The following is a 26,249-nucleotide window of genomic DNA, read 5'->3' as shown; positions in this document are numbered from 1 at the left end:
CGGCACTGAGAAAGCCAATCGGGAAGCGGCGCGGTTGACCCGAACAGCGCCCGCCCGGCGGAGGTGTGACGCTCCGTCGGCTCCGGCGGGGCCGGAACGGGCGGCGGCCGGGACGACACGCCGTGGCGCAACCGGGGACGTACCGTACTTGTCGGACACGCCTCCCCGTCGCAGGGCTACCGTACGCCCTGGCACCGACAAGCCCAAACACGCCCCTTGCCCTTGTGTCGCAAGGGCTCCGGTGCCCCCGCGCGCGGCGGGGGCGCCGGAGCGGCGGAGGTCAGAGCTGAACGGCCGGGAAAGCACCGGTGTCGAGCGTCCCGACGATGCCCGCGGTGGGCCGCTCCGGGGCCGCCTCGGCGTCGCCGCGGGCCGCCAGTGCGGCGTCCCGGACGGCGGCGGCGACGGTCTTGGCCACGCCGGGGTGGAAGACGCTGGGGATGATGTAGTTCGGGTTCAGCTCGTCGTCGGCGACGGTGGTGGCCAGCGCCCGGGCGGCGGCCAGCATCATCTCGGTGTCCACGCTGGCGCTCTGCGCGTCCAGCAGGCCGCGGAAGACGCCGGGGAAGACCAGCACGTTGTTGATCTGGTTCGGGAAGTCGCTGCGGCCGGTGGCGACCACCGCGGCGGTCTGCCGGGCCACCGCCGGGTCGACCTCCGGGTCGGGGTTGGCCAGCGCGAAGACGACCGCGTCCTTGGCCATGGTGGCCAGGTCGTCGCCGTCCAGCACGTTCGGGGCGGAGACGCCGATGAACACGTCGGCGTCGGCCACCGCCTCCTTGAGGGTGCCGGTGCGGCCGGAGCGGTTGGTGTTCTCGGCGATCCAGCGCAGGCTGCCGTCCAGGTCGTCGCGCCCCTGGTGGACCACGCCGCGGACGTCCGCCACGGTGGCGTGCGCGACGCCGGCCGCCATCAGCAGCTTGAGGATCGCGGTGCCCGCGGCGCCCGCGCCGCTCATCACCACCCGGATCTCGCCGATCTCCTTGCCGACCACCTTCAGCGCGTTGGTCAGCGCGGCCAGCACCACGATCGCGGTGCCGTGCTGGTCGTCGTGGAAGACCGGGATGTCCAGCGCCTCGCGCAGCCGGGCCTCGATCTCGAAGCAGCGCGGCGCCGAGATGTCCTCCAGGTTGATGCCCGCGAAGCCCGGCGCGATCGCCTTCACGATCGCCACGATCTCGTCGGCGTCCTGGGTGTCCAGGCACAGCGGCCAGGCGTCGATGCCCGCGAACCGCTTGAACAGGGCCGCCTTGCCCTCCATCACCGGCAGCGCGGCCTTCGGGCCGATGTTGCCCAGGCCCAGCACCGCCGAGCCGTCGGTGACCACCGCGACGCTGTTGCGCTTGATGGTCAGCCGGCGGGCGTCCTCCGGGTTCTCGGCGATCGCCATGCAGACCCGGGCCACGCCGGGGGTGTAGATCATGCTCAGGTCGTCGCGGTTGCGGATCGGCAGCTTCGAGGACATCTCGATCTTGCCGCCGAGGTGCATCAGGAAGGTGCGGTCGGAGACCTTGCCGATGCTCACGCCGTCGATGGTGCGCAGCTTCTCGACGATCTCCTGGCCGTGCGCGACCGAGGACGCCGCCACGGTGACGTCGATGCGCAGCGCCTCCAGGCCGGAGGCGGTGACGTCGAGGCCGGTGACCGAACCGCCGGAGGACTCCACCGCGGTGGTGATCGAGCTCACCGCGTTGCCGGTGGCCGGGACCTCCAACCGGACCGTGATCGAGTTCGAGACACTGGGCACCGTCGCCATCGACGTTCCTTCTTCCTGAATCAACAAATTGTTGAAGTTCATGCCGCTCGGCATGCTAGACCTCGATGGTCGCACCGACCAAGGGCTCGCCAGAAATAACGTGCGTTGAGTGTGCGGATCCGACAAACCGACCGGTCCGGACCTGCTCCTCCTTGCCCGTCGGCGCGGATGCGTTACATTGGAACGGCACCGGCTCGATCCAAGCCCCCGGGCCCAACCTTCGTCCCTTCGAGGGACCACTTGCCGCGAGGCGAGCATGGCGGGTCGGTGTTCAACGTGACGGAGGCCCCCACCCATCGGGTGGGGGCCTCCGGTCCTTCCTACCGCTACTTCAGCAGCGCGGGCACGCCCGCGGCGTCCGGCAGGTCGTCCGGGCCGGACAGCACCGTCAGCCGCTGGGTGGCCCGGGTCAGCGCCACGTACAGCACCCGCAGGCCCGCCTCCGACTCGCCCGCGATGCCGGTCGGGTCGGCCACCACCGTCGCGTCGTACTCCAGGCCCTTCGCCTCCAGGCTGCCCAGCGCCACCACCCGGTCGCCCAGGCCCTCGGTCCAGCCCGCCGCCTCGGCGCGGCGGTCCATCGGGACCACCACCGCGACGGTGCCGTCCACCTCGGCCAGCAGCCGCTCCAGCTCGGCCCGGGCCGCCGCGCCGAACGCCGCCGCGTCCGGCTCGCGGACCGCCGCGAACCGCGGGTGCGCGCCGGTGGCCCGCACCGCGCTCGGCGACGGGGTGCCCGGGGCGGCCAGCTCCAGCACCTTCGCCGCCACCTCGGCGATCTCCGCCGGGTTGCGGTAGTTCACGGTCAGCGTGTGCCGGCGGCGCGGCTTGCCCGCCAGCACCTCGTCCATCGCCGCCTGCGCCTCCTGCGGGAACGGCCAGGAGGACTGCGCGGGGTCGCCGACGATCGTCCAGGTCGCCATCCGCGAGCGGCGCCCGATCATCCGCCACTGCATCGGCGTCAGGTCCTGCGCCTCGTCCACGATCACGTGCGCGTACTCGCGCCGCTCCTCCGGCACCCGCTCGCGCTGGCGGTAGGCCCGCTCGCCGTACGTGGTGACCTCGTCCAGGCCGGTCAGCAGGTCGACCGCGTCCACCTCGCGCGCCTTCGGGCGGGCCGGCTCCCCGAGCAGCACCTGCAGCTCGTCCACCAGCGCCACGTCGTGCGCGGACAGCCCGCCCGCGCCGCGCTCGTCCAGGTGCCGCCAGGACGCGGCGAGCAGCCGGGACTCCTCCGGGGTGACCGCGCGGCGGGCGATCCGGTTGGTGTGCCGGTGCTGCTTGAGGGTGGCCAGCACCCGGCGCGGGGTCAGGGCGGGCCACCAGGCGTCCAGGAAGGCCAGGAACGGCGCCTCGTCGGACACGTACTCGTCGAAGGACTCGCGCTCCTCCTGGCGCTGCTCGCGCTCCGCGTACGTGCTCGGCTTCGGCAGGTCGCGGACCGCCTCCGACCAGAGCGCGTCCAGCAGCAGGCGGCGGGCCCGCGGGCGCAGCAGGTTCAGCGGCGTGCCGCCGCCGCCCACCACGTTGCCGCGCACCGCCTTCAGCCGGCCCGCGTCCAGCCGCAGCACCCGGCCGCGGGCGAACACCTTCAGCTCGGTCGGCGCGCCCAGCTCCAGGGCCCCCCGGGCGGCCCGGCGCAGCAGCTGCACCATCCGCGCCGAGCCCTTGATCCGGGCGGTCTCGGGGCTGTCGTACCGGGACGCCTCGATCCCGTCGACCAGGCTGCCGACCGCGCGGATCGCCACCTGCCCCTCCTCGCCCAGCGAGGGCAGCACGCCCTCGGTGTACGAGACCAGCAGCGGCGTCGGGCTGACCACCAGGATGCCGCCCGCGTACCGGCGGCGGTCCTGGTACAGCAGGAACGCGGCCCGGTGCAGCGCGACGGCGGTCTTCCCGGTGCCGGGGCCGCCGGTCACCAGGGTCGCGCCCGCGGCGGGCGCCCGGATCACCTCGTCCTGCTCCTTCTGGATGGACGAGACGATGTCGCGCATCGAGTGCCCGCGGGCCCGGCCCAGCGTCGCCATCAGCGCGCCGTCGCCGACCACGGCCAGCTCCTCGCCGCCCAGCGTCGGCGTCAGGTCGGGACGCAGCAGGTCGTCCTCGACGCCGATCACCTTCCGGCCCTTCGACCGGATCACCCGCCGCCGGACCACCCGGCCCGGCTCCAGCGGCGTCGCCCGGTAGAACGGCGCCGCCGCCGGGGCCCGCCAGTCGATCACCAGCGGGCCGAACTCGGCGTCCAGGACGCCGAGGCGCCCGATGTGCAGCGTCTCGGCGACCGCCGGGTCGGCCGGGTCCAGCGGGGTCTGGGACGGGATCCCGTGCTCCTCCGGCGCGTCGGCCTGCTGCAGGTCGACGCGCCCGAACAGGAAGTCCTCGAACTCGTTGTTCAACCGCTGCAGGTGCGCCCCGGCCCGGTACACCTGGGCGTCCCGCTCGGCGAGCGCGCCGGGCGTGCCGACCTGCACGCGCTTGGCGGCGTCCTCCAGGATGTACTCCGCCTCGGCGAGCTTCTCCTCGAGCCGCCGGTAGACGGTGTCGAGATGCTGCTGCTCCCCCGCGATCTCGCGGTCGCGGACAGTGTCGGATCGGTGCTCGGCTGTACCGTGCGCGCCCAAGGAGCCCCCAAAGGTGCGGAGAAAAAGGCGGACGGAAGATCTTACAGGGAAACCGGACACCTTTCCGACCGGCCGAGCCCCTGACGAGCCCTCCGGGGGGCCTGCTCAGTGGTCGAGGGTCAGCCGGTACCCGCGCTTGACGACGGTGGTGATCAGCCGCGGCACGCCGAGCGACTGGCGCAGCCGGGCCATCGCCGTCTCGACCGCGTGCTCGTCGTCGCCGCTGCCCGGCAGGGCCTTGAGCAGGTCGGCGCGCGGGACGACCCAGCCGGGGTGGCGGGCGAGGGTGCGCAGCAGGGCCATGCCGGCCGGGGGGACGGGGCGGAGGTGGCCGTCGACGAGGGCGGCCTGGCCGCGCAGTTCCAGGGTGTGGCCGGCCACCGGGAGGCGGCGGGCGCGCTCGGGGAGGGCGGCGGTGAGGGTCTGGACCATCGCGCCCAGCCGCATCCGCTCGGGCCAGACGGTGGGGACGTCCAGCTCGTCGAACGGGGCGGAGGTGACCGGGCCGACGCAGACCGCGAGGACGTCGCGGCGCAGGGCGTGCAGCAGTTCCGCGGTGCGGCCGCGCTCGGCGGCCCGGTCGAGCAGGCTGATCGCGGCGGGCGCGGAGGTGAAGGTGACGGCGTCCAGCGCGCCGGCGCAGGTCGCGTCCAGGAGGCGGTCGAGCGGGCCGGGGTCGGCGGGCGGGAGCCAGCGGTAGACCGGGACCTCGACGACCTCGGCCCCGGCGGTGCGCAGCGACTCGACGAAGCCGGGCAGCGGGGCGCCGTGCAGCTGGACGGCGATCCGGGCGCCGTCGACGCCCTGCTCCAGGAGGTGGGAGAGGACCTCCGCGGAGGACTCGGTGGCGGCGGAGAAGGACTCGCGCAGCCCGGCGGCGCGGATCGCGCCCTTGGCCTTGGGGCCGCGGGCGAGCACGGAGGCCCCGCCGAGGGCGGTGCGCAGGTCCTCGCCGAGGTCCCAGCCGTCGGCGGCCTCCATCCAGCCGCGGAAGCCGATGCCGGTGGTGGCGACGGCCAGGTCGGGCGGGTCGGCGACCAGGGCGCGGGTGGCGGTGTGGAGTTCGGTGTCGTCGGCGAGCGGGACGATCCGCAGGGCGGGTGCGCGCAGCACGCTCGCGCCGCGGCGTTGCAGCAGGGCGGTGAGCTCGTCGGCGCGGCGGGCGGCGGTGATGCCGATGGTCCAGCCGGCGAGCGGGCCGGTCTCGGCGGGCTCGGGTTCGTCCTGCAGGCGTCGGGTCGGGTCGGCCATGCGGTGTCGTCCTTAGGTGCGCCGCCCCGGGTGTCCTGGCGGGGGACGGGGGGCGGCGGTCGGTCGGGTGGGTGGTTGATCAATCGTGGCCGGTCGCGGTGTCACCCCCGGGTCGCTCCGATTACCGGCGTGTTTCACTGCCGGTCGGGGCGGACCCGGGGGTGTGACGGTGGTTCAGACCTGTTCGAGGGCGGGGGAGGCGGTGGTGGCGGCGGCCGCGACCGGGCGGCGGAGGTAGACGACCCAGGTCAGGACGAAGCAGACCGCGTACGCGGCGAGGAAGGAGACGAAGGCGGGGGTGCCGGACTTGGCGACCAGGAAGGACTGGCGGAAGGCGAGGTTGATGAACAGGCCGCCGAGGGCGCCGACCGCGCCGATCACGCCGATCGCGGCGCCGGACATCTTGCGGGACCAGGCGGCGGCGTCCTCGGGGGCGGCGCCGGCCGCGATCCGGTCCTGGGCCTTGGCGTCGAAGATGCCCGGGATCATCTTGTAGGTGGAGCCGTTGCCGAGCCCGGCGAGGGCGAACAGGGCGACGAAGCCGGTGAGGAAGACCGGCAGCGAGCGGATCGACGAGGCGTAGGTGACGACGCTCGCGGCGACGGCCATCGCGGCGAAGTTCCACAGCGTGATCCGGGCGCCGCCGAACCGGTCGGCGAGCTTCCCGCCGAGCGGGCGGACCACGGAGCCCAGCAGCGGGCCGAGGAAGGTCAGCTGGGCGGCCTGCAGCGGGGTGCGGCCGAACTGGTTCTGCAGGACCAGGCCGAAGGCGAAGGAGAAGCCGATGAAGGAGCCGAAGGTGCCGACGTACAGCACCGACATCAGCCAGGTGTGCTTCTCCCGGACGATCGCGGCGAGCGAGCCGGTGTCGGCCTTCATCGGGGCCAGGTTGTCCATGAACAGGGCGGCGCACAGCGCGGCGACCACGATCAGCGGCAGGTAGATGCCCAGCACCACCCGGGGGTGCCCGGCCCCGGCCCAGGCGATCACGCCGAGCGAGACCAGCTGGATCACCGGCACGCCGATGTTGCCGCCGCCCGCGTTGAGGCCGAGCGCCCAGCCCTTGTGCCGGGCCGGGTAGAAGGCGTTGATGTTGGTCATCGAGGAGGCGAAGTTGCCGCCGCCGAACCCGGTGAGCGCAGCGACCAGCATGAAGGTGGTGTACGAGGTGCCGGGGTGCATGACGTACGCGGCGGCGAGGGCGGGCAGGAGCAGCAGCAGCGCGGAGACCACCGTCCAGTTCCGGCCGCCGAAGCGGGCGACCGCCACGGTGTAGGGGATCCGGACGAAGGAGCCGACCAGGGTGGGCATCGCGACCAGGAAGAACTTCCCGGCCGGGTCGATGCCGTAGTCCTTGCCCATGAAGAGCACCATCACCGACCACAGGCTCCAGATCGAGAAGCCGACGTGCTCGGAGAACACCGAGAAGGCGAGGTTGCGCCGGGCCGTCCGGCGGCCGGTGGCCTCCCAGAACTCGGCGTCCTCCGGGTCCCATTGCTGGATCCAGCGGCCGCCCGTCCTGCCGTTCGTGGTGCTGCTGTCCATGGGCTCGCTCCTTAGAGTGCGGGTGTCCAAGACCCTGTGCCGTTGACGCTAGGAGTCCACGATTTCGGGTTCGTTGTGCGGTGTGAAGGGCACGGAACCGTCCTCTCACCCGCCGGGGGCCCTCCGTGTGAGGGCCGCGGAACGCACGAGAGCCGCCCTCCGGGGTGGAGGGCGGCTCTGCGATGCACATGGGGCGGTGGAGATGCCGGGAATCGAACCCGGGTCCAGTGAAGTGGATTCAGGACTTCTCCGAGCGCAGTCCGCTGTGATTTTCTCGGCCCTGGCAGTCACGCGGACAAGCCGCCAACAGGCCCAGCCACTGTTTGGTTTCCCCTCCACCCCCGCGGCCGGGGTGGAGGGTTGAGTTCCCTAGATTATGCCAGGATCCGGGTCGGGAACGCCCCGGGCTGACACCCATTCACTTTCGCAGACTAGGCAGCGAGAGCGAACTGCTGGGAATCGCGCTTAGAGTTGGCGATTATTTTTTTGCGACATATGGTTAACGAGATCATTGCCGCGTTCCTCGGCTCGCTTCTCCTGTTTCGACTGTCACTGTCGAAACCGATCATCCCCATGTTTTTTTGACAAACAGCCCCGGCGGGAGGCGGACCCCTCTCCGGGTGGTGCACTGCCATACTACTCAATCGGCGCGTCAAGGGTCCAGCGCATTAACGGACCGTGGCGACCCCGGCGGCCTCACCCCTGCCCGGAGCGGCGGCGGGCGGCGGCCACCGCGCGGTCGGACTCGCGGCGGTCCTGGCGCTCGCGCAGGGTCTGCCGCTTGTCGTACAGCTTCTTGCCGACGGCCAGGGCGAGTTCGAGCTTGGCGCGGCCGTCCTTGAAGTACAGGGACAGCGGGACCAGCGTGTGGCCGGTCTCCTTCACCTTGGACTCGATCTTGCGGATCTCCATCTTGTGCAGCAGCAGCTTGCGCTTGCGCCGCGCCGAGTGGTTCGTCCAGGTGCCCTGGGCGTACTCGGGGATGAAGACGTTGTCGATCCAGGCCTCGCCGCCCTGGACGTACGCGTAGCCGTCGACCAGGTTGGCCCGGCCCTCGCGCAGCGACTTGACCTCGGTGCCGGTGAGCACCATGCCGCACTCGTAGGTGTCGAGAATGGTGTACTCGTGCCGCGCCTTCTTGTTCTGCGCGACCAGCTTCTTGCCCGTTTCCTTTGCCATAGCCCGGCCATTCTCGCACCTCGGCGGCGGCCGCGGCAGCCCCTTTACGGCGCGGCGGGCGCGCTACGGCACGGCGGGCGCGCCGGACGCGGGGGCCGCCGGGGGCGCGGACGCGGGGGCCGCCGGGATGGCGGGGGCGGAGCTGCTGAGCCCCTCCAGCACCCGGAGCGCCAGCGCCCGCGGGTCCTCGCCGGCGGCCGGGACGTCGGGCTGGACGCCGCTGCCCTCCGGGGAGCGGCCGGCCGGGGTCTGGTAGCGGCCGACGGTGAGTTCCAGCACCGAGCCGTCGGCGAGCCGGCTGGGCTGCTGGACGGTGCCCTTGCCGAAGGTGCGGCTGCCGACCAGGACGGCCCGGCCGCGGTCCTGGAGCGCCCCGGCGAGCAGTTCGGCGGCGCTCATGGTGCCGCCGTCGACCAGCACCACCAGCGGGGCGGACGTGCTGCGGCCCGCGGCGGCGGTCAGCTCGCGGTGCTCGCCGTGCACCTGGTAGCTGGCCACCGGGCCGCCGTCCAGGAACACCGAGGCGGTCGCGACGGCCTCCTCGACCAGGCCGCCGGAGTTGCCGCGCAGGTCGAGCACCACGCCCCGGGAGCCGGCCGCGGCGGCCCGCACCTGCTCGGCGACGCCCTCGGTGAAGGCGTGCACGGCGATCCGCGCCACGCCGGGCGCGGGGTGGTCGACCTCGACCTCGCGGGCGGCCAGTTCGGCCCGGGTGAGGGTGAGCTGGCGCACCGGCCCGGCCTCGTCGTCCCGGACGCCCACGGCGACCGCGCTGCCGGCCGGTCCGCCGCGCAGCCGGGAGACCACCTCGGTGACCGGGAGCTGCTCGGCGGGCGCCCCGTCGACGGTGACCAGCCGTTCGCCCGCCTCGATCCCGGCCCGGGCGGCGGGCGAGCCGGGCAGCACCTCGGCGACCAGGGTCGGGCCGCCGGCCTCCCGGTCCACGCTCAGCCCGACGCCCGCGTACCGGCCGCCGGTGAGGTCCGCGTACTGCTGCGGGCTCAGGTAGGCGGCCCAGCGGTCGCCGCTGCTGCCGACCAGCTGCCGGGCCTGCTGCGGGGTCAGGTCGGCCCCGGTGAGGTCGGGGCCGGGCGGGAGGGCGTCGGACGACGAAGGGGCCCGGGTGGAGCCTTCCGGCTCCCCCCAGGCCCCTGACGCGGCTCCGGCGAACAGCACCGCGCCGAAGACGAGCCCGAGCGTCATCCCCTGGCGTACCCGCGGCGCTGTCGGCATGCCTGCGAGTCTAGGCGGGCGGGCGCGCCCACCGGTAGCACCGACGGGTCGTCAGACCTTCAGGTACTTGCGGAGGGTGAAGAACGCGGCCACCGCCGCCATCCCCATGCCGACCACGACCAGCAGCGGGATGACCGCCACCACCGAGGACAGGCCGATGAAGGTGATGAACTGCACCTTCTTGGCCAGCCAGTGCTGGACGAAGAAGTGCCCGCCGACCAGCAGTCCGGAGGCCAGCGCCGAACCGAGCAGCGCGGCGAACGCGGCCTCCGCGATGAACGGCATCTGCACGTAGAAGTTGGACGCGCCGACCAGCCGCATGATGCCGGTCTCGCGCCGTCGGCTGAACGCGGACACCCGGACGGTGTTGACGATCAGCAGCAGCGCGACGAACAGCATCAGCACCATGATCACGAACGCCGCGGTCTGCAGGCCGCGCAGCAGGCCGAACAGGTTCTCCAGGATCTTCCGCTGGTCGTCGACCGACTTGACGCCGGGCTTGCCCGCGAAGGCGCTCTGGATCACGTCGAACTTGGTCGGGTCGCTCAGCTTGACCCGCCACGACTGCGGCATCGCGTCCGGACCGACCGCCGCCAGCAGCGGGTTGTCCGGGTTGCTGTCCTTGAAGTGCTTGTACGCCTCCTGGGAGGACTCGTACGTCGAGCTCTGCACCAGCGGCGCCATCTTGTCCAGGTCGGCCTTCACCTGGGCGACCTGGTCGTCGGTGGCCGCGCCCGCCGCGCACTGCGGCGAGTTGTGGTCCGCCTTGATGCAGAAGTAGATGCTGACTTCGACCTTGTCGTACCAGTAGTCCTTCATGGAGTTGACCTGGTCGCGGACCAACAGCGAGGCACCGGCGAGGGCGAGCGACAGCGCGACACTGACCACGACGGCGATGGTCATGGTCAGGTTGCGGCGGAGACCGACGCCGATCTCCGACAGAACGAACTGGGCGCGCATGCTTCTCTCTTCTAGCTCTGGTATCCGTAGACGCCGCGGGCCTGGTCGCGGACCAGCAGGCCCTTGTCGAGTTCGATGACGCGCTTGCGCATCTGGTCGACGATGGCCTGGTCGTGGGTCGCCATCAGCACGGTGGTGCCGGTCCGGTTGATGCGGTCGAGCAGCTTCATGATGCCGACCGAGTTCTGCGGGTCGAGGTTGCCGGTGGGCTCGTCGGCGATCAGCAGCATCGGCCGGTTCACGAACGCGCGGGCGATCGCCACGCGCTGCTGCTCACCGCCCGAGAGCTCGCCGGGCATCCGCTCCTCCTTGCCGCCGAGGCCGACCAGGTCGAGCACCTCGGGCACCACCTTGTTGATGGCGCTCTTCGGCTTGCCGATGACCTCCAGGGCGAACGCCACGTTCTGCCCGACGGTCTTGTTCGGCAGCAGGCGGAAGTCCTGGAAGACGGTACCCAGTTGGCGCCGCATGTGCGGCACCTTCCAGTTCGAGAGCTTGCCCAGGTCCTTGCCCAGCACGTGCACCGCTCCGGTGGACGGGCGCTCCTCGCGCAGGCACAGGCGCAGGAACGTCGACTTGCCCGACCCGGACGAACCGACCAGGAAGACGAACTCGCCCTTCTCGATCTCCAGCGAGACGTTGTCCAGGGCCGGACGGTTCTGCTTGGGATAGGTCTTGGAGACGTTGTCGAATCTGATCACGGCTGCATCACGGGGGCCATCCTAGGTGGATCGGAGCCAGTGACCTTACGCGATGCCCCTCCGCACCCGCAGTCGCCGGATGCCTACTGACCGTGGTTTCGTCAGGTGTTGTTCCGGTTCGGACCGGAAATTGCGAGGTACGTCACAGATCGATAACCCTTCTCCTCCGGGAGCCGAGGGGTACGGAACCTGGCAGAGTGGTAAGCAGTCGGAACCGAACCCGCTCCCGGCGCGTTGGCTATGCAGCAAGGAGGAGATCGCATGACCTGCGACCAACTGGTGTGCGCCAACTGCAACGGCCGCGTGAGCGACGGCCGCTGCCCGGTCTGCCGCGCCAACCGCGCCCGGCTCCAGCAGGAGCAGCACGGGCCGTTCGCGACGCTCAACCCCGCGGTGCTGCTGGCCCTGCTGTCCGCCGCGGTGCTCATGCTCGCCCTGCTGCTGCGCTGACCCGAGGACCACGAAGGGCCCCTCCGCCGAGGCGGAGGGGCCCTTCACCGTGCTGTGCGCTGCGCGGCTACGCCTCGCGCTGCTTGCGCCAGCGGATGCCCGCCTCGATGAAGCCGTCGATGTCGCCGTCCAGCACGCCCTGCGGGTTGCCGACCTCGTGCTCGGTGCGCAGGTCCTTGACCATCTGGTACGGGTGCAGGACGTAGGAGCGCATCTGGTTGCCCCAGGAGGAGCCGCCGTCCTTGAGCGCGTCCATCGCGGCGCGCTCCTCCTGGCGGCGGCGCTCCAGCAGCTTGGCCTGGAGGACGTTCATCGCCGAGGCCTTGTTCTGGATCTGGGAGCGCTCGTTCTGGCAGGAGACCACGATGCCGGTCGGCAGGTGGGTGATGCGGACCGCGGAGTCGGTGGTGTTGACGCCCTGGCCGCCGGGGCCGGAGGCGCGGTAGACGTCGATCCGCAGGTCGCCCTCGTCGATGTCGACGTGGTCGGAGGTCTCGACGACGGGGAGCACCTCGACGCCCGCGAAGGAGGTCTGGCGGCGGCCCTGGTTGTCGAACGGGGAGATCCGCACCAGGCGGTGGGTGCCCTGCTCGACGGAGAGGGTGCCGTAGGCGTAGGGGGCCTTGATGGTGAAGGTCGCGGACTTGATGCCGGCCTCTTCGGCGTAGGAGGTGTCGTAGACCTCGGTCGGGTAGCCGTGCCGCTCGGCCCAGCGCAGGTACATGCGCATCAGCTGCTCGGCGAAGTCGGCGGCGTCGACGCCGCCCGCCTCGGCCCGGATGTTGACCAGGGCCTCGCGGGCGTCGTACTCGCCGGAGAGCAGGGTGCGGACCTCCAGCTCCTCCACGGCCTTCTGTACGGAGACCAGCTCGACCTCGGCCTCGGCGCGGGTGTCCGCGTCGTCCTCGTCCTCGGCCAGTTCGAACAGGACGCCCAGGTCCTCGACCCGGCCGCGCAGGGTCTCGACCTTGCGCAGCTCGCCCTGGAGGAAGGAGAGCCGGCTGGTGACCTTCTGCGCGTTCACGACGTCGTCCCACAGGGTGGGGGCGGCTGCCTCCTCCTCCAGGGTTGCGATGTCGGCCCGGATCTTGTCCAGGTCGAGGACTGCCTCGATCGACGACATGGTCGAGTCGAGGTTCTTGAGCTCTTCGGAAGGATCGACGGCTGCCACGCCTCAAGGGTAATGGTTCCGCGGGGGGGCTCGGCTACAACCGGGGGTGCCAGGAGGCGTGCACCGCGGCGGAGGCGCCCGCGGGGGGCTCGGCGGCGAACGCCGTCCACGCGGCGGCGGCGCCCGCCAGCAGCAGGACGACCGCGATCAGCACGGCCAGGGTGCGGCGGCGGCGGATCGTCTGGGCCCGGGTGCGGCGGTGGGTGGCGGCGGGCTGGGCGCGCTGCGCGCGGGACTCCTCGGCGTAGGAGGCGAGCTCCCGGGGGGACGGGCGGCGCAGGCTGGTGTGGGTGTCCCGGGTCGAGTCGGGCTGCGGGCCGGGCACCAGCGGGACGGCGGGGCCGCGGCGGCGGCGGTGGGTGCCGCTGCCCGCGAAGGCGTCGGCCTCGGCGTAGACGGCCTCGCCGGGGGTGGGCACCTCCTCGGGGGCGCCGCGCTGGGCGGGCACCGCGATCGGGCCGAGGCCGGACAGCTCGGGGAGCAGTGCGCGCAGCCGGGCGGCGAGTTCGGCGGCCCGCAGCCGGGAGGCGGGGGCCTTGGCGAGGCACTCGGAGATGATCCGCCACAGGCCGTCCGGCATGCCCTCGACCGGGGGGACGTTCTCGGTGACGTGCCGGCGCAGCACCGCGCCGGTGTGGCCGCCGCCGAACGGGGTGGTGCCGGTGAGCAGTTCGTACAGCACGGTGGCGGTGGCGTAGATGTCGACGGCGGCGCGCGGCTCCAGGCCCTCGATGATCTCGGGGGCGAGGTAGTCGGGGGTGCCGATGATCCGGGTGGCCCGGGTGCGGCGGGGGGCGTCGACCAGCCGGGCGATGCCGAAGTCGGTGAGCTTGGCGCGCGGGGCGCCGCCGGGGCCGGGCGGGGCGGCGAGGTCGAGCAGGACGTTCTCCGGCTTGACGTCGCGGTGCACGATGCCCGCGGCGTGCGCGGCGGCCAGGCCGTCGGCGACGTCGGCGATCACCGAGGCGGCGACGGCCGGGCTGAGCACGCCGTCGCGCTCCAGCCGGGTGCGCAGGTCGCTGCCCTGGACGAGGTCCATCACCAGGGCGAGGTCGCTGCCGTCGACCACCATGTCGTGGACGCCGACCACGTGCGGGTGGTCGAGGCCGGTGAGGGCGGCGCGCTCCTGGACGAAGCGGCCGACCAGCACCTGGTCGGCCGCGAGGTCCTCGCGCAGCAGCTTCACCGCGACCGGGCCGTCGGGGCCCTCACCGAGCCACACGGTGCCGGCCGAGCCGCGGCCGATCACCTGGTGGACGGTGTACCGGCTGCCGATCTTGCGTGCCAATGCTGCTCCGTGGGCTCGTGAGGTCGGTGCTCGACGAACAACCTACGCGCCCGCGGGGCCTCCGGGGGCGCCGGAGGGCCCCCGGAGGGGTACCGATCCGGGGGAATTTCACGGGATTGTCGACAAACCGTCAATTCCACCGCCCGGACCGCCCGGACCGGCCGTCCGGTCGTCCGGCCGTCAGGTGTGGCTGGTGACCCAGTCGCTCGCCGTGTGGTACCAGCCGACCACGTTGTCCCAGTAGTGCGGCAGCGGCGTGAAGTTCCACAGCGCCAGGCAGCCCACCGCCAGCACCACCAGCACCAGCAGGCAGCCCTTGAGGCAGCCCAGGCCGGGGATCCGCATCCGGTTCGGGCTGCGGCGGCGCGGCTCCCGCTCCCGGGGCGCCTCGCGGGCGGGCTCCGGCTCCCGGCGCGGCGGCTCCTGGTGGCGCGGCGGCGCGGGCTCGGGGCGGCGCTGCGGGGCGCCGTAGCCCGGCGGCTGCCCGCCGTGGCCGCCGGGCGGGGCGGCCTGCGGCGGCTGCTGGGCCTGCTGGGCCTGGTACGGCGGCGGGGCGACCGGCGGGCGACCGCCCCGCTCCTGCTGCCCGTGCCGGCCCTGCGGCGGCCGGGGGTGCTGCTGCTGCGGCTGGTGGGGCCGGTACGGGCCCTGCTGCGGGGCGTAGCGGCCGTCCTGCGGGGGGTGGCCCGGCTGGCCCTGGTACGGCGGCGGGGCGACCGGCGGGCGGCCGCCGGGGCCCGGCGGCGGGTACTGGCCGGCCTGGTAGGGGCGCGGGGCGACCTGCGGCTCGCCCAGGTCCTCCGGCTCGAAGTGGCCGATCCGGGTCTGCGCGTTGCGGTCCCGGGCGGCGCGCAGCTGGGTCTGCCACGGGTGCGGGCCCTCCGGCTGGGCGGGGGCCTGCTCGGGGCCGGGCGGCAGCGAGGGGCCGGGCGGCACCGAGGGCATCACCCGGGTGCGGTCCGCGGCCGGGGCGGTCGGCGGCGCGGCCGGGGGCTGCGGGCTCATCAGCTGGGTGCGGTCCTCGGCGCCGGGCACCGGCGGCCGGTGCGCCATCACCTGGGTCGCGGCGGCCGGGTCGTACCCGACGCCCGCCAGCGTGGCGTCGTGCGGGGAGACCGCGGGCGCGGCGGGGGCCAGCGCCGGGTCGGGCACCAGCAGCTCGCCGACGGCCAGCGCGGCGTCCACCGCGGCCGGGGCGGAGTGCACGCCGACCCCGGCGGCGACCACCCGCAGCGCCTCGGCCAGCGACACCGCGGTGGGGCGCTGGGCCGGGTCCTTGCGCAGGCAGCGCTCGACCACCGTCCACAGCGGCTCGGGCATGGTGCGGGGGCGCTGCGGCTCCTGGGCGAGGTGCGCCTGGAGGACCGCCAGCGGGTTGTCGCCCTGGAACGGCGGACGGCCGGTGACCAGCTCGTACAGCATGATGCCCGCGCCGTAGACGTCCACCGCGGCGGTCTGCGGGCGGCCCTCGGCGGACTCGGGGGCGACGTAGGCGGGGGTGCCGACGAACTCGTGGGTGCGGGTGATGCCCGGGGAGTCGGCGAGCCGGGCGATGCCGAAGTCGGTGAGCATCGGGTGCATCCGCTCGTCGCCGTCCACCGCGAGGGTGGCCAGCAGCACGTTGGCGGGCTTGAGGTCCCGGTGCACGACGCCGTCGGCGTGGCTGGCGGCCAGCGCGTCGGCGATCTGGGCCATCAGCAGGGAGCCCGCGATCGGCGACAGCGGGCCGGACTCGCGCAGGTAGCGGTACAGGTCGGGGCCGTCGACCAGGTCCATCACCAGGGCGAGCAGCTCGCCCTCGACCACCAGGTCGCGGGTGCGGACGATGTTGGGGTGGGTCAGCCGGAGCAGGACGGAGCGCTCGCGCAGGAAGCGCATCACCACGTCCGGGTCGGCGGCGAGCTCCTCGCGCAGCACCTTGACCGCGACCGCCTGCCCGGGCACCAGGCCCGGCACCGCGGCGTCCTCGCGCACCCGGCCGCGCCAGACCGTTCCGGTCGCGCCGCGCCCGAGGCCCTCCTCCAACACGTACTTGCTGCCGACAGGCCGCACCTGTGCACTCCGTTCGGTCACCCGGCGCCCGCTGCCGGGGCCGCGTTCCGGCACTCCCCCGTTCCCGTGAACGGCGCCGGGGCCTGAGGAGCCCTCCCGGCCGGGCGGGCTCCGTATTTTCGGCAACTCTAACGGTGCCCGCGCGGGTTTCCGAGGTGTTCCCCGGCCGGGCCGCGCGCGGTCGGGCGGCGGGGCGAGCGGGTGTCCTTGACCTGACGTGTCGTCGGATCCACCATGGCGATGATCGCAAGATCGTCAAATCCGGTACCGTGCGCGGACTGTCCGTCCCGAGTGGCAGGATGGCAGGCACCACACGTGTGCAGAAGGGACCCCGGGCGAGATGCAGATCCGGCTCACCGTCCTTCGACCGCGCAGCGGCCCGGCCGCCCCCGGCAGCATCGGCAGCGCCACCGACGTACTGGTCACCGCGCCGGCCGGCACCGTGCTCGGCGCCGTCGCCACCGCCCTGGCCGGCGCGGTCGGCGTCCGCGGCGCCCGCTCCGCCACGCACGTCCACCTCTACGACGGGGAACGGCGGCTGGACGAGCAGACCCCGCTCGGCCACCCCCCGCTGGTGGACGGCGCGGTCCTCGCCCTCGGCGAGCCCGACCCGGGCAGCGGGGGCGCCGACGAGCCCGCCACCGCCGAACTGCGCGTGGTCGGCGGCCCCGACGCGGGCGGCGTCCACCGCCTGCACGGCGAGCTGATCCGGATCGGCCGCTCCACCGAGGCCGACGTGCCGCTCGACGACCCCGACGTCTCCCGCCTGCACCTCTCCCTGCGCCTGGCCGCCGACGGCCGCGCCACCGTCCGCGACCTCGGCTCCACCAACGGCACCCGCCTCGACGAGGACTGGCTGCCCGAGGACGGCGCCGACATCGCCCCCGGCACCCTGCTGCGGATCGGCGAGTCGACCCTCCAGCTCGCCCGCGCCGAGGGCATAGCGGCCCGCCCCACCACCCCCGACGGCGAGGGCCGGATCCGGCTCGCCCCGCGCACCGGCGCCCGCACCTCCCCCGGCCGCCCCGCCGCGCCCCCCGGCCCGCCCGAGGCCGAACCGGCCCCCGCCGCCGGGCGCGGCAGCCGCTGGCTGCGCCGCGGCAGGGCCGAACCGGCCGCCGCCGACCCCGGCCGCCGGCACGACGCCGCCCGCCTGCGCCAGGCCGCCAACCAGCGCGAGCGCTGGCCCGACCCGGCCGCCCTGCTGCTCACCGCGCTCGGCACCGGCCCCCGGCTGTGGGAGCGCGGCCCCGACCACCCCGACGCGCTCACCCTCCGGCTCGGCACCGCCGACCTGCCCGGCGGCCCCGGCGCCGCCCCCGGCAGCCCGCTGCCCGCCGTCCCGGTCACCGTCGACCTGCAGACCGCGGGCAGCCTCGGCCTGGCCGGGCCCCGGCACCGCCTCACCGGCCTGGCCCGCGCCGCCCTCGCCCAGCTCGCCGCCCTGCACCCGCCCAGCGGCCTCGCCCTGGTCGTGGTCAGCGCCGACCGGCCCGCCGGGGACTGGGCCTGGGCCCAGTGGCTCCCGCACCTGCGCCCCGCCCACGGCCAGGCCTGCCGCCTGCTGTACGGCCTCGGCCCCGAGCAGGCCGAGGCCCGGCTCACCGAGCTGGCCGCCGCCACCGCCGGGCCGCCCGCCACCGTCGTCCTGGTCGACGGCGACCCGGGCACCGACGCCGGGCGGCACGCCCTCGGCCTGCTGCTGCGCCAGGGCCCCGCGGCCGGGGTCTTCGCCCTCTGCCTCGCCGAGGCCCCCGAGGAGCTCCCCACCGGCCTCGGCGCGGTCGGCACGGTCACCGGCGAGGTCTCCACCCGCCTCACCCTCGACCGCCCCGCCAACGGCACCCGCGAGCGCCTCACCGACGTCGCCCTGGACGCGGTCTCCCCCGCCTGGGCCGAGCGCCTCGCCCGCACCCTCGCCCCGCTCGCCGAGTCCGACGCCCAGGCGCCGCCGCGCGGCCCGCTCCCCGACGCCCTGCGCCTGCTCGACCTGCTGCGCGCCGAGTCGCTCTCCCCCGCCCGGCTCGCCGAGGGCTGGCAGTCCCTGCCCGCCGGGGCGGGCGGCGCGACCGCCCTGCTCGGCACCGCCCGCGCCGCCGACGGCGAGGAGGACTGCACCGTCGACCTCGCCGAGGACGGCGACCACCTGCTGATCGGCGGCGGCCCCGGCTCCGGCAAGTCCGAGCTGCTGCGCAGCCTCGCCGCCTCGCTCGCCGTGGCCGAGCGCCCCGACCGCCTCGCCCTGCTGATGGTCGACGGGGACCGCGCGGAGGACGGCGGCCTGTCCGGCTGCACCGACCTCCCGCACGTCACCGGCCACGTCAACGCCGCCGAGGACCCGCGCGGCGCGCTGCTCGCCGCCGAGCGCCTGAGCGACGAACTCGCCCACCGCGAGGCCCTGTTCGACGGCCTGACCTTCACCGAGTGGCACACCCGGCGGGCCCTCGCCCTCGACAAGACCCCCGCCCTGGTCGGCGGCCCCGCCGCCGCGGACGCCCCCGCCCAGGCCCGGGTGATCGAGCCCCGCCGCGCCCCCGACGCGCCCCCGGCCGACGCCGCCCCGCCCCGGCTGGTGGTGCTGGTCGACGACTACGACGCGCTGCTCGGCCCGGCCTCCCCGGGCGGCCGCCCGCTCGCCCGGGCGCTGGCCTCCGTCGCGGTGCACGGCGCCCGGCTCGGGGTGCACGTGGTCGCCGCGACCGGCTCGCCCGAGAGCACCGCGGGCACCGAGGTGGACGAGGCCGCGCAGCTGCGGATCGCCCTGCGCACCGAGCAGCCCGGCGACTCCGACCTGCTCGTCCACCTCCCCGACGCCGCCGCCCTCCCCGGCACCACCCCCGGCCGCGGCTACCTGCGCCGCGCGGACGGCGCCGTCACCGCCTTCCAGGGCGCCCGGGTCAGCGGCCGCATCCCCCGCACCGCGACGCTCCGCCCGACCGTCGTCGCCCAGCGCCTGGAGGACCACGGCGCCGCGCCCTCGCCCCGCCCGGTCCGCGAGCTGGGCAACGGCCCCACCGACCTGGCCCTGCTCGCCTCGGCCCTACGCCGCGCCACGGAGAGCTGAGAACGGCGGGCCCGCAACGGCCGGGGCCGGGGGCGACTTGCCGCCCCCGGCCCCGGCCGTTCCCGAACTGCCCCCGTCTCAGCGGCCGTTGCGCAGCAGCGTGCGGATCACCCGCATGGCGACGGAGAGGCTGGACAGCTCGTAGTGGTCCGAACCCCTTATGTCGTCGAGCGTGGTGCGGGCCCGGCTGAGCAGGGTGCCGTTGAGCTCGGACCACGCCGTGTAGCGCTCCTCGGGGCTGGACCCGGCGGGCCCGGCGGCGAGGACGTCCGCGGTGAGGGCGGCGTGCGCGGCGAACAGGTCCTCGCGGATCGCGGCGCGGGCCATCGAGGACCACCGGTCGGTGCGCGGCAGGTCGATGACGCGGTCGAGCAGGTGGCTGATCTGGAGCCGGTCGCCGAGGTCGTAGTACAGCTCGGCGACCTCCATCACCTCGGTGTCCGAGCGGTCCGCGACGCCGACGATGTCGAGGGTCGGGAACGCGGAGGACAGCCCGGCGATCCGGGTGGCGAGCTCGTCGGGGACGCCGGCCGCGGACAGCTCCCGGTGGACGGACTGGAACCAGGCGAGGTCCTCGCCGACCAGCGGCTTGGGCAGCGCGTCCCAGACCTGGTTGACCCGGTCGTGGAAGAACGCGATGGTGCCGGCGATGTCGAGCGGCTGCCGGTTGTTGAGCATCCACCGGGTGGCGCGCTCGACCAGGCGGCGGGCGTGCAGCCGCATCTTGGTCTGGACGCGGGCGGCGACCTTGTTGTCGAGGCGCTCGACCTGGTCCCAGATCTGCTCCAGGCCGAAGACGGCGCGGGCCGCGGCGTGGGTGCGGGCGATCTCCTCCATGGTCGCGCCGGTCTCCTCGCGGAGCCGGAACGCGAAGGTGCAGCCGCCGCGGTTGATCGTGTCGTTGACGATCAGGGTGGTGATGATCTCGCGGCGCAGCGGGTGGTGGTCGATCTGCTCGGCGAAGCGGGCCCGCAGCGCGCTGGGGAAGTACGCGTGCAGCACGTCCCGGAAGTACGGGTCGTCGGGCAGGTCGGTGGCGAGCAGCTCGTCGGCCAGGGTGATCTTGGTGTAGGCGAGCAGCACCGACAGCTCGGGCTGGGACAGGCCGCGGCCGGCCTGCTGGCGGTCGCGGATCTGCTTCTCGGTGGGCAGGTACTCCAGGGCCCGGTCGAGCTGCCCGTTGGACTCCAGCCGGTTGATCATGCGGGAGTGCACGTTGACCATGCTGGCGGCCTGGGCGACGGCGTTGGCGAGCACGACGTTCTGCGCGTAGTTGTTGCGCAGCACGAGGTGGCCGACCTCGTCGGTCATCTCGGCGAGCAGGGCGTTGCGCTGCTTGACCGTCAGGTCGCCGTCGGCGACGACCTGGTTGAGCAGGATCTTGATGTTCACCTCGTGGTCGGAGGTGTCGACGCCGGCCGAGTTGTCGATGGCGTCGGTGTCGATCCAGCCGCCGGCGCCCCGGGGGCCGCCGCTGGCGGCGAACTCGATCCGGCCGAGCTGGGTGCAGCCGAGGTTGCCGCCCTCGCCGATGACCCGGGCGCGGACGTCGCCGCCGTTGACCCGGATCGCGTCGTTGGCCTTGTCGCCGACCTCGGCGTTGGTCTCGGCGGAGGACTTGACGTAGGTGCCGATGCCGCCGTTCCAGAACAGGTCGACGGGGGCCTGCAGGATCGCCTTCATCAGCTCGGCGGGGGTGAGCTTGGCGGCGTCGGTGCCGAGCCGCTCGCGGACCTGCGCGGAGAGCTGGATGGCCTTGGCGGAGCGCGGGTAGACGCCGCCGCCGGCCGAGATCAGCGACCTGTCGTAGTCGTCCCAGGAGCTGCGCGGCAGGTCGAACAGCCGGCGGCGCTCGGCGAAGGAGGCCGCCGCGTCCGGGTTCGGGTCGAGGAAGATGTGCCGGTGGTCGAACGCGGCGACCAGCCGGATGTGCTCGGACAGCAGCATGCCGTTGCCGAACACGTCGCCGGACATGTCGCCGATGCCGATGACGGTGAAGTCCTCGGACTGGGTGTCGACGCCGAGTTCGCGGAAGTTGCGCTTGACCGACTCCCAGGCGCCGCGGGCGGTGATGCCCATGCCCTTGTGGTCGTAGCCCGCCGAGCCGCCGGAGGCGAACGCGTCGCCGAGCCAGAAGCCGTACTCCTGGGCGACGCCGTTGGCGATGTCGGAGAAGGTCGCGGTGCCCTTGTCGGCGGCGACCACCAGGTAGGTGTCGTCCTCGTCGTGGCGCACCACGTCGACCGGGTGCACGACCTCGCCCGCGACCAGGTTGTCGGTGATGTCGAGCAGCGCGGAGATGAAGGTCTTGTACGAGGCGATGCCCTCGGCGAGCCAGGCGTCGCGGTCCACCGACGGGTCGGGCAGCTGCTTGGCGACGAAGCCGCCCTTGGCGCCGACCGGCACGATGACGGTGTTCTTGACCATCTGGGCCTTGACCAGGCCGAGGATCTCGGTGCGGAAGTCCTCGCGCCGGTCGGACCAGCGCAGGCCGCCGCGGGCGACCTTGCCGAAGCGCAGGTGGACGCCCTCGACGCTGGGCGAGTACACCCAGATCTCGAAGGCGGGGCGCGGCGCGGGCAGGTCGGGGATGGCCTTGGGGTCGAACTTCATCGACACGTACGAGTGCCAGCGGCCCTCGCCGTCGTGCTGGAAGAAGTTGGTCCGCAGGGTGGCCTTGATCAGGTGCAGGAAGGAGCGCAGGATGCGGTCCTCGTCCAGCGAGGCGACCTCGTCGAGGGCGCCCTCCAGCTCCTCCAGGATGCCCTCGGTGAGCTCCTCGCTGCCGGAGCGGTGGCTGGGCGAGAGCCGGGCCTCGAACAGGTTGACCAGCAGCCGGGTGGTGTGGGTGTTGTTGCGGAGCGCGTCCTCCATGTAGTCCTGGGAGAACGTGGAGCCCGCCTGCCGCAGGTACTTGGCGTACGCGCGCAGCACGACGGCCTGCCGCCAGGTCAGCTTGGCGGTGAGGACGAGTTCGTTGAAGCCGTCGTTCTCGGCCTCGCCGCGCCAGGAGGCGGAGAAGGTGTCCTGGAAGCGCTCGCGGTCCTCGTCGTTGAGGTCGGTGCCCTCGCGGAGCTTGAGGCCGAAGTCGACCACCCAGGCGGTGGTGCCGTCGGTGCGGCGCAGCGCGTACGGATGCTCGTCGAGGACCTCGACGCCCAGGCGCTGCAGGACGGGGAGGACCTCGGTGAGCGAGATCGGGCCGCCGACCCGGTAGATCTTGAAGCGGCGCTCGTCGTCGCCCGCGCCGACCGGCTGGTACAGGTTGAGCCGGAAGTCGCCCTCGCCGCTGAGCGACTCGATCTGCTTGAGGTCGGCGACGGCGGTGCGCGGCGGGAAGTCGGCGCGGTAGCCGTCGGGGAAGGCGGTGGCGTACTTGTGCGACAGCTCGGCGGCGCGCTCCTCGCCGAACTCGCTCTGCAGCTGGTCGTTGAAGCCGTCCATCCAGAACCGGGCGGCCTCGGCGAGCCGGTTCTCGATCCGCTCGATGTCGGAGTCGGACAGCTGCGGCAGCTCGGTGCCGGGGGCGACCCGGACGACGAAGTGCAGGCGGGTGAGGACCGACTCGGTGGCGTACACCGTGTAGTCGATGGTGTCGCCGCTCAGCTCGGTCTTCAGGATGTCGGTGAGGGCGAGCCGGATCCGGGTGGTGTAGCGGTCGCGCGGCAGGTAGACGTACGCCGAGTAGTAGCGGCCGTACTCGTCCTGGCGCAGGAAGAGCCGCAGCCGGCGGCGCTCCTGGAGGTAGAGGACGCTGGTGGCGATCGACTGGAGCTCGGCGACGGCGGTCTGGAACATCTCGTCGCGCGGGAAGGTCTCCATGATCTGGAGCAGGTCGCGCCCGTCGTGGCTGTCGCCGGAGAAGCCCGCCCCGGTCATGACCTCCTGCACCTTGCGGCGCACCACCGGGATCCGGGTGACGGACTCGGTGTACGCGGCGGAGGAGAACAGGCCGAGGAAGCGGCGCTCGCCGACCGGCTCGCCGGCCGCGTTGAACTTCTTCACGCCGACGTAGTCGAGGTACGCGGTGCGGTGCACGGTGGCGCGGCTGTTGGCCTTGGTGAGGACCAGCAGCTTCTTCTCGTGCGCCTTGGCGCGGACGGGGGCGGAAAGCCGCCCGAAGGCCTCGGAGACCGGGTGGTGGTCGGTGTCGTGGCTGAGCGGGTCGGCGCGCAGGATGCCCAGGCCGGTGCCCGCGACGGCCTTGAGGACCTCTTCGCCCTCGTGCTCGACCAGGTCGTACTCGCGGTAGCCGAGGAAGGTGAAGTGGTCGTCGGCGAGCCAGCGCATCAGCTCCCAGGCCTCGCCGACCTCCTGCTCGGGCAGGTGCGCGGGGGGCTCCTCGGCGAGCTCGTCGGCCAGTCGGAGCGCGGAGTCGCGCATCTTCGACCAGTCCTCGACGACCTCGCGGACGTCGCCCAGCACCCGGCGCAGGCCGCTCTCCAGGGTCCGCAGGTCCTCGCGGTCGGTCTCGCGGTCGATCTCGATGTGCATCCAGGACTCGACCACGGCGTCGGCGGGCCAGTCGGTGCCCGCGGCCTGCGCGCGGTTGCACGCGTCGGTGTCGAGGATCTCCAGCAGCTTGCCGGTGATGTCGCGGCGCACGGCGAGCTGGGGGTGGACGACCAGGTGGATGGCGCGGTCCAGGCGGGTCAGCTCGTTGGTGACCGAGTCGACCAGGAACGGCATGTCGTCGGTGACGACCTCGACCACGGTGTGGCCGCAGGACCAGCCGTTCTCCTCGACGGTCGGGGTGTGCACCCGGACCTCGGCGGTGCCCTGCGGGCGCTTGAGGCCCAGCCGGTAGTGGGAGGCCGCGGCCCCGTAGACGTCCACCGGGTCCCGGTTGATCACGTCCTCGGGGGCGGTGTGGAGGTAGTAGTGGTGCAGGTAAGCGGCCAGAGCACCGTTGCTCAGGCCCTCCCCCGGCGCCGCTCCCCCCACCTGGCTGTTCTCAGCGGCTGCTGCTGCTTTCCTGAGCAGGTCGGCCTTGGCTGCGTCCAGCTTGGTCTGCATGGCTGTTTGGCTCCTGTCGCGCGCCGTTGCGTGACTCGGTGATGACTGTGGGTGCTCTGCCGGGCCCCGGCGGCAATCCTCCCGTACGCGAGGGGTGAAAAGCGCTCACGGCACGCATGAGTCGCGTTCCGCCCGGGTACGACAGCACGTTTGGCCTGCCTGACCGATAACCGGCGACGCCGTCAGCCTAGCCTGACGAAACGAAGGTGTCAGGGGACACCGAGGCGCAATCCCGCAGGAAGATCCAACCTTCCTGGACACCTTGTCCAACGCCTTCCCCTTCCGGTGTCCGTCATTCGGGTGACCACTCCATGTGCGGGTGGACGTAGTCGGTCGGCGGGGTGAACGTCTCCTTGATCGAGCGGGTGGACGTCCAGTGCAGCAGGTCCCGGGCCGCGTCCGCGCCGCCGTCCCCGGTCGGCTCCCCGTTGACCCGCAGGTCGCCCGCCGCGAACCGCAGCCGCTCCACCGCCCCGGCCAGGGCCCGCCGGTCCTGCCCGAACACCGAGCCGGACGGGCCGCCGTCCGGGGCGTCCCGGACGACCAGCTCCAGCGCCTCCTCCCAGCGGGCGTCCTCGTACACCTGCACGGCCAGCAGCGGCCCCGCGCACCCGGCGTACCGGTCGGTGCCGCCGAGCAGCACGGTGGGGCGGACGAACCAGCCGATCGCGTCGTCGTACTGGCCGCCCGCCAACAGCTGCACCGCCGGGTCGGCCTTCGCCCGCTCGACCGCGTCGACGGCCGCGTCGAAGGTCCGCCGGTCGATCAGCGCGCCCATGAAGTTGCTCGGGTCGGTGACGTCTCCGACGGCCAGCCCGTCCACCTCGCCGAGCAGGTCCGCCCGGATCCGCCGCCACAGCTCGCGCGGCAGGTACGCCCGGGACAGCGCCGAGCGGCCCTGGCCCTGGTGCTCGAAGGCGCCGCGGACCAGCGCGGTGCGCACCGCCGCCGGGTCGGCGGAGGGGTGGGCGAGCAGGAAGTCCCGGCCGCCGCCGCCCGTGCCGACGATCCGCGGGTAGCCGCGGTAGCGGGCGATGTTCGCGCCGACCTCCCGCCACAGCCGCTGCAGGACGGCGGTGGACCCGGCGAAGTGCACCCCGGCCAGCGCCGGGTCGCGCAGCGCCACCTCGCCCACCGCCTGCCCGCCGCCGGTGACCAGGTTGACCACCCCGGGCGGCAGCCCGGCCTCCTCCAGCAGCAGCAGCGTCAGGTGCGCGGCCAGGGTCTGGGCGGGCGCGGGCTTCCACAGCACGGTGTTGCCCAGCAGCGCGGGCGCGGTCGGCAGGCCCCCGGCGGCCGCGGTGGAACCGGCCGGGGTGAGCGCGCAGACGAAGCCCTCCAGCGGACGGTGGTCGGCGCGGTTCCACGCCCCGGGCCCCGAGGACGGCTGCTCGGCCAGCAGCAGCCGGGCCGCGCGCACGTCGGAGCGCCAGCGGTCGGCCAGGTCGCACGCCGCGTCGGTCTCGGCCTGCCACACGCTCCTGGACTGCCCGAGCACGGTCGCGGCCACCAGGGTCTCCCGCCACGGCCCGGCCAGCAGGTCCGCGGCGCGCAGCAGCACCGCCGCCCGGTCGTCGAAGGACAGCTGCCGCCAGCCCTCCCCCGCCGCCAGCGCCGCGTCCACCGCGGCCCGCACGTCGGCGGCCGTCGCCTCGCCCAGCACGCCGAGCTTCGCCGCGTGGTGGTGCGGCTGCACCAGTGCGGTCCGCTCGCCGCCGCCGAGCCTGCGCTCCCCGCCGACCACCATCGGCAGCGAGGTGTGCCGCCCGGCCAGTTCGTCCAGTCTCCGCCCCAGCCGGGCCCGTTCGGCACTGCCCGGGGCGTACCCGCGGGGCTGCTCGGGGACGGGGGCGGGGACGGTGGTGACCGCGTCGATCGGCATGGTGCGGGGGTGCTCCCTAGGGGGTCGACTGCTTCGTACTGCTCCCCCCACCCTGAACGCGCCCACCCCCAACGCCCGGA

Annotated in this window: 15 protein-coding genes and 1 other RNA gene; 2 read left to right on the top strand and 14 right to left on the bottom strand. The window is 73.8% G+C overall.

From position 1 onward, the window contains the following. Window positions 1-280: 280 nt before the first annotated feature. From OO57_RS19065 to ftsE, 9 genes are all read right to left on the bottom strand, one after another. Complete coding sequence (locus tag OO57_RS19065) at window positions 281-1,756, bottom strand: NAD-dependent malic enzyme (RefSeq protein WP_033253746.1); 1,476 nt, start codon at window positions 1,754-1,756, stop codon at window positions 281-283. 326 nt (window positions 1,757-2,082) lie between these two features. Continuing rightward, window positions 2,083-4,377, bottom strand: a complete 2,295-nt coding sequence (locus OO57_RS19060) for a HelD family protein (RefSeq protein ID WP_033253745.1) — start codon at window positions 4,375-4,377, stop codon at window positions 2,083-2,085. Window positions 4,378-4,482: 105 nt separating this feature from the next. Then, entirely contained in the window at window positions 4,483-5,628 is a 1,146-nt protein-coding gene (locus OO57_RS19055; protein ID WP_033253744.1) for a uroporphyrinogen-III synthase, read from the bottom strand. Window positions 5,629-5,802: 174 nt separating this feature from the next. Next, a complete protein-coding gene (locus OO57_RS19050; RefSeq protein WP_033253743.1) occupies window positions 5,803-7,173 on the bottom strand; it encodes a nitrate/nitrite transporter in 1,371 nt (456 codons plus the stop codon). Between the two features lie 194 nt (window positions 7,174-7,367). Beyond that, window positions 7,368-7,746, bottom strand: a transfer-messenger RNA (tmRNA) gene (gene ssrA, locus OO57_RS40420). 123 nt (window positions 7,747-7,869) lie between these two features. Then, window positions 7,870-8,352 (bottom strand): SsrA-binding protein SmpB, encoded by a 483-nt coding sequence (gene smpB / locus OO57_RS19045; RefSeq protein WP_014136009.1) that lies wholly within the window; start codon window positions 8,350-8,352, stop codon window positions 7,870-7,872. 63 nt (window positions 8,353-8,415) lie between these two features. Beyond that, a complete protein-coding gene (locus tag OO57_RS19040; RefSeq protein ID WP_081973788.1) occupies window positions 8,416-9,585 on the bottom strand; it encodes a S41 family peptidase in 1,170 nt (389 codons plus the stop codon). Between the two features lie 51 nt (window positions 9,586-9,636). After that, window positions 9,637-10,545 carry a permease-like cell division protein FtsX gene (ftsX, locus tag OO57_RS19035; RefSeq protein WP_033253742.1) on the bottom strand — a complete coding sequence of 303 codons (909 nt, stop codon included), beginning with the start codon at window positions 10,543-10,545 and terminating at the stop codon, window positions 9,637-9,639. An 11-nt stretch (window positions 10,546-10,556) separates the two neighbouring features. After that, window positions 10,557-11,246, bottom strand: coding sequence for a cell division ATP-binding protein FtsE (ftsE, locus tag OO57_RS19030; RefSeq protein WP_033253741.1), 690 nt, complete (start codon window positions 11,244-11,246; stop codon window positions 10,557-10,559). A 261-nt stretch (window positions 11,247-11,507) separates the two neighbouring features. Here ftsE and OO57_RS19025 point away from each other — a divergent pair, with 261 nt between their 5' ends. Next, complete coding sequence (locus tag OO57_RS19025; protein ID WP_033253740.1) at window positions 11,508-11,696, top strand: hypothetical protein; 189 nt, start codon at window positions 11,508-11,510, stop codon at window positions 11,694-11,696. 67 nt (window positions 11,697-11,763) lie between these two features. On the opposite strand, the gene prfB is transcribed toward OO57_RS19025, so the two are convergent. The 3 genes from prfB to OO57_RS19010 form a co-directional block, all read right to left on the bottom strand. After that, the gene (gene prfB / locus OO57_RS19020) at window positions 11,764-12,867 is read right to left on the bottom strand and encodes a peptide chain release factor 2 (RefSeq protein WP_033253739.1); all 1,104 of its coding nucleotides are present in this window, start codon (window positions 12,865-12,867) and stop codon (window positions 11,764-11,766) included. 34 nt (window positions 12,868-12,901) lie between these two features. Next, the gene (locus tag OO57_RS19015) at window positions 12,902-14,155 is read right to left on the bottom strand and encodes a serine/threonine-protein kinase (protein ID WP_033253738.1); all 1,254 of its coding nucleotides are present in this window, start codon (window positions 14,153-14,155) and stop codon (window positions 12,902-12,904) included. Window positions 14,156-14,335: 180 nt separating this feature from the next. After that, window positions 14,336-16,207 carry a serine/threonine-protein kinase gene (locus OO57_RS19010; RefSeq protein ID WP_033253737.1) on the bottom strand — a complete coding sequence of 624 codons (1,872 nt, stop codon included), beginning with the start codon at window positions 16,205-16,207 and terminating at the stop codon, window positions 14,336-14,338. Between the two features lie 340 nt (window positions 16,208-16,547). Here OO57_RS19010 and OO57_RS19005 point away from each other — a divergent pair, with 340 nt between their 5' ends. Continuing rightward, window positions 16,548-19,271, top strand: a complete 2,724-nt coding sequence (locus tag OO57_RS19005) for an FtsK/SpoIIIE domain-containing protein (protein WP_033253736.1) — start codon at window positions 16,548-16,550, stop codon at window positions 19,269-19,271. Between the two features lie 78 nt (window positions 19,272-19,349). On the opposite strand, the gene OO57_RS19000 is transcribed toward OO57_RS19005, so the two are convergent. Together OO57_RS19000 and OO57_RS18995 are read right to left on the bottom strand one after the other, a co-directional pair. Next, on the bottom strand, window positions 19,350-24,287 hold the full coding sequence (locus OO57_RS19000) for an NAD-glutamate dehydrogenase (protein WP_033253735.1): 4,938 nt from the start codon (window positions 24,285-24,287) through the stop codon (window positions 19,350-19,352). Window positions 24,288-24,579: 292 nt separating this feature from the next. Continuing rightward, window positions 24,580-26,163 carry an aldehyde dehydrogenase family protein gene (locus OO57_RS18995; RefSeq protein ID WP_033253757.1) on the bottom strand — a complete coding sequence of 528 codons (1,584 nt, stop codon included), beginning with the start codon at window positions 26,161-26,163 and terminating at the stop codon, window positions 24,580-24,582. Window positions 26,164-26,249: the final 86 nt, after the last annotated feature.

Origin of the sequence: Kitasatospora phosalacinea (genome assembly GCF_000717185.1) — a bacterium.
Lineage (GTDB): Bacteria > Actinomycetota > Actinomycetes > Streptomycetales > Streptomycetaceae > Kitasatospora > Kitasatospora phosalacinea_A.
This window is presented reverse-complemented; position numbering and strand designations above follow the sequence as displayed.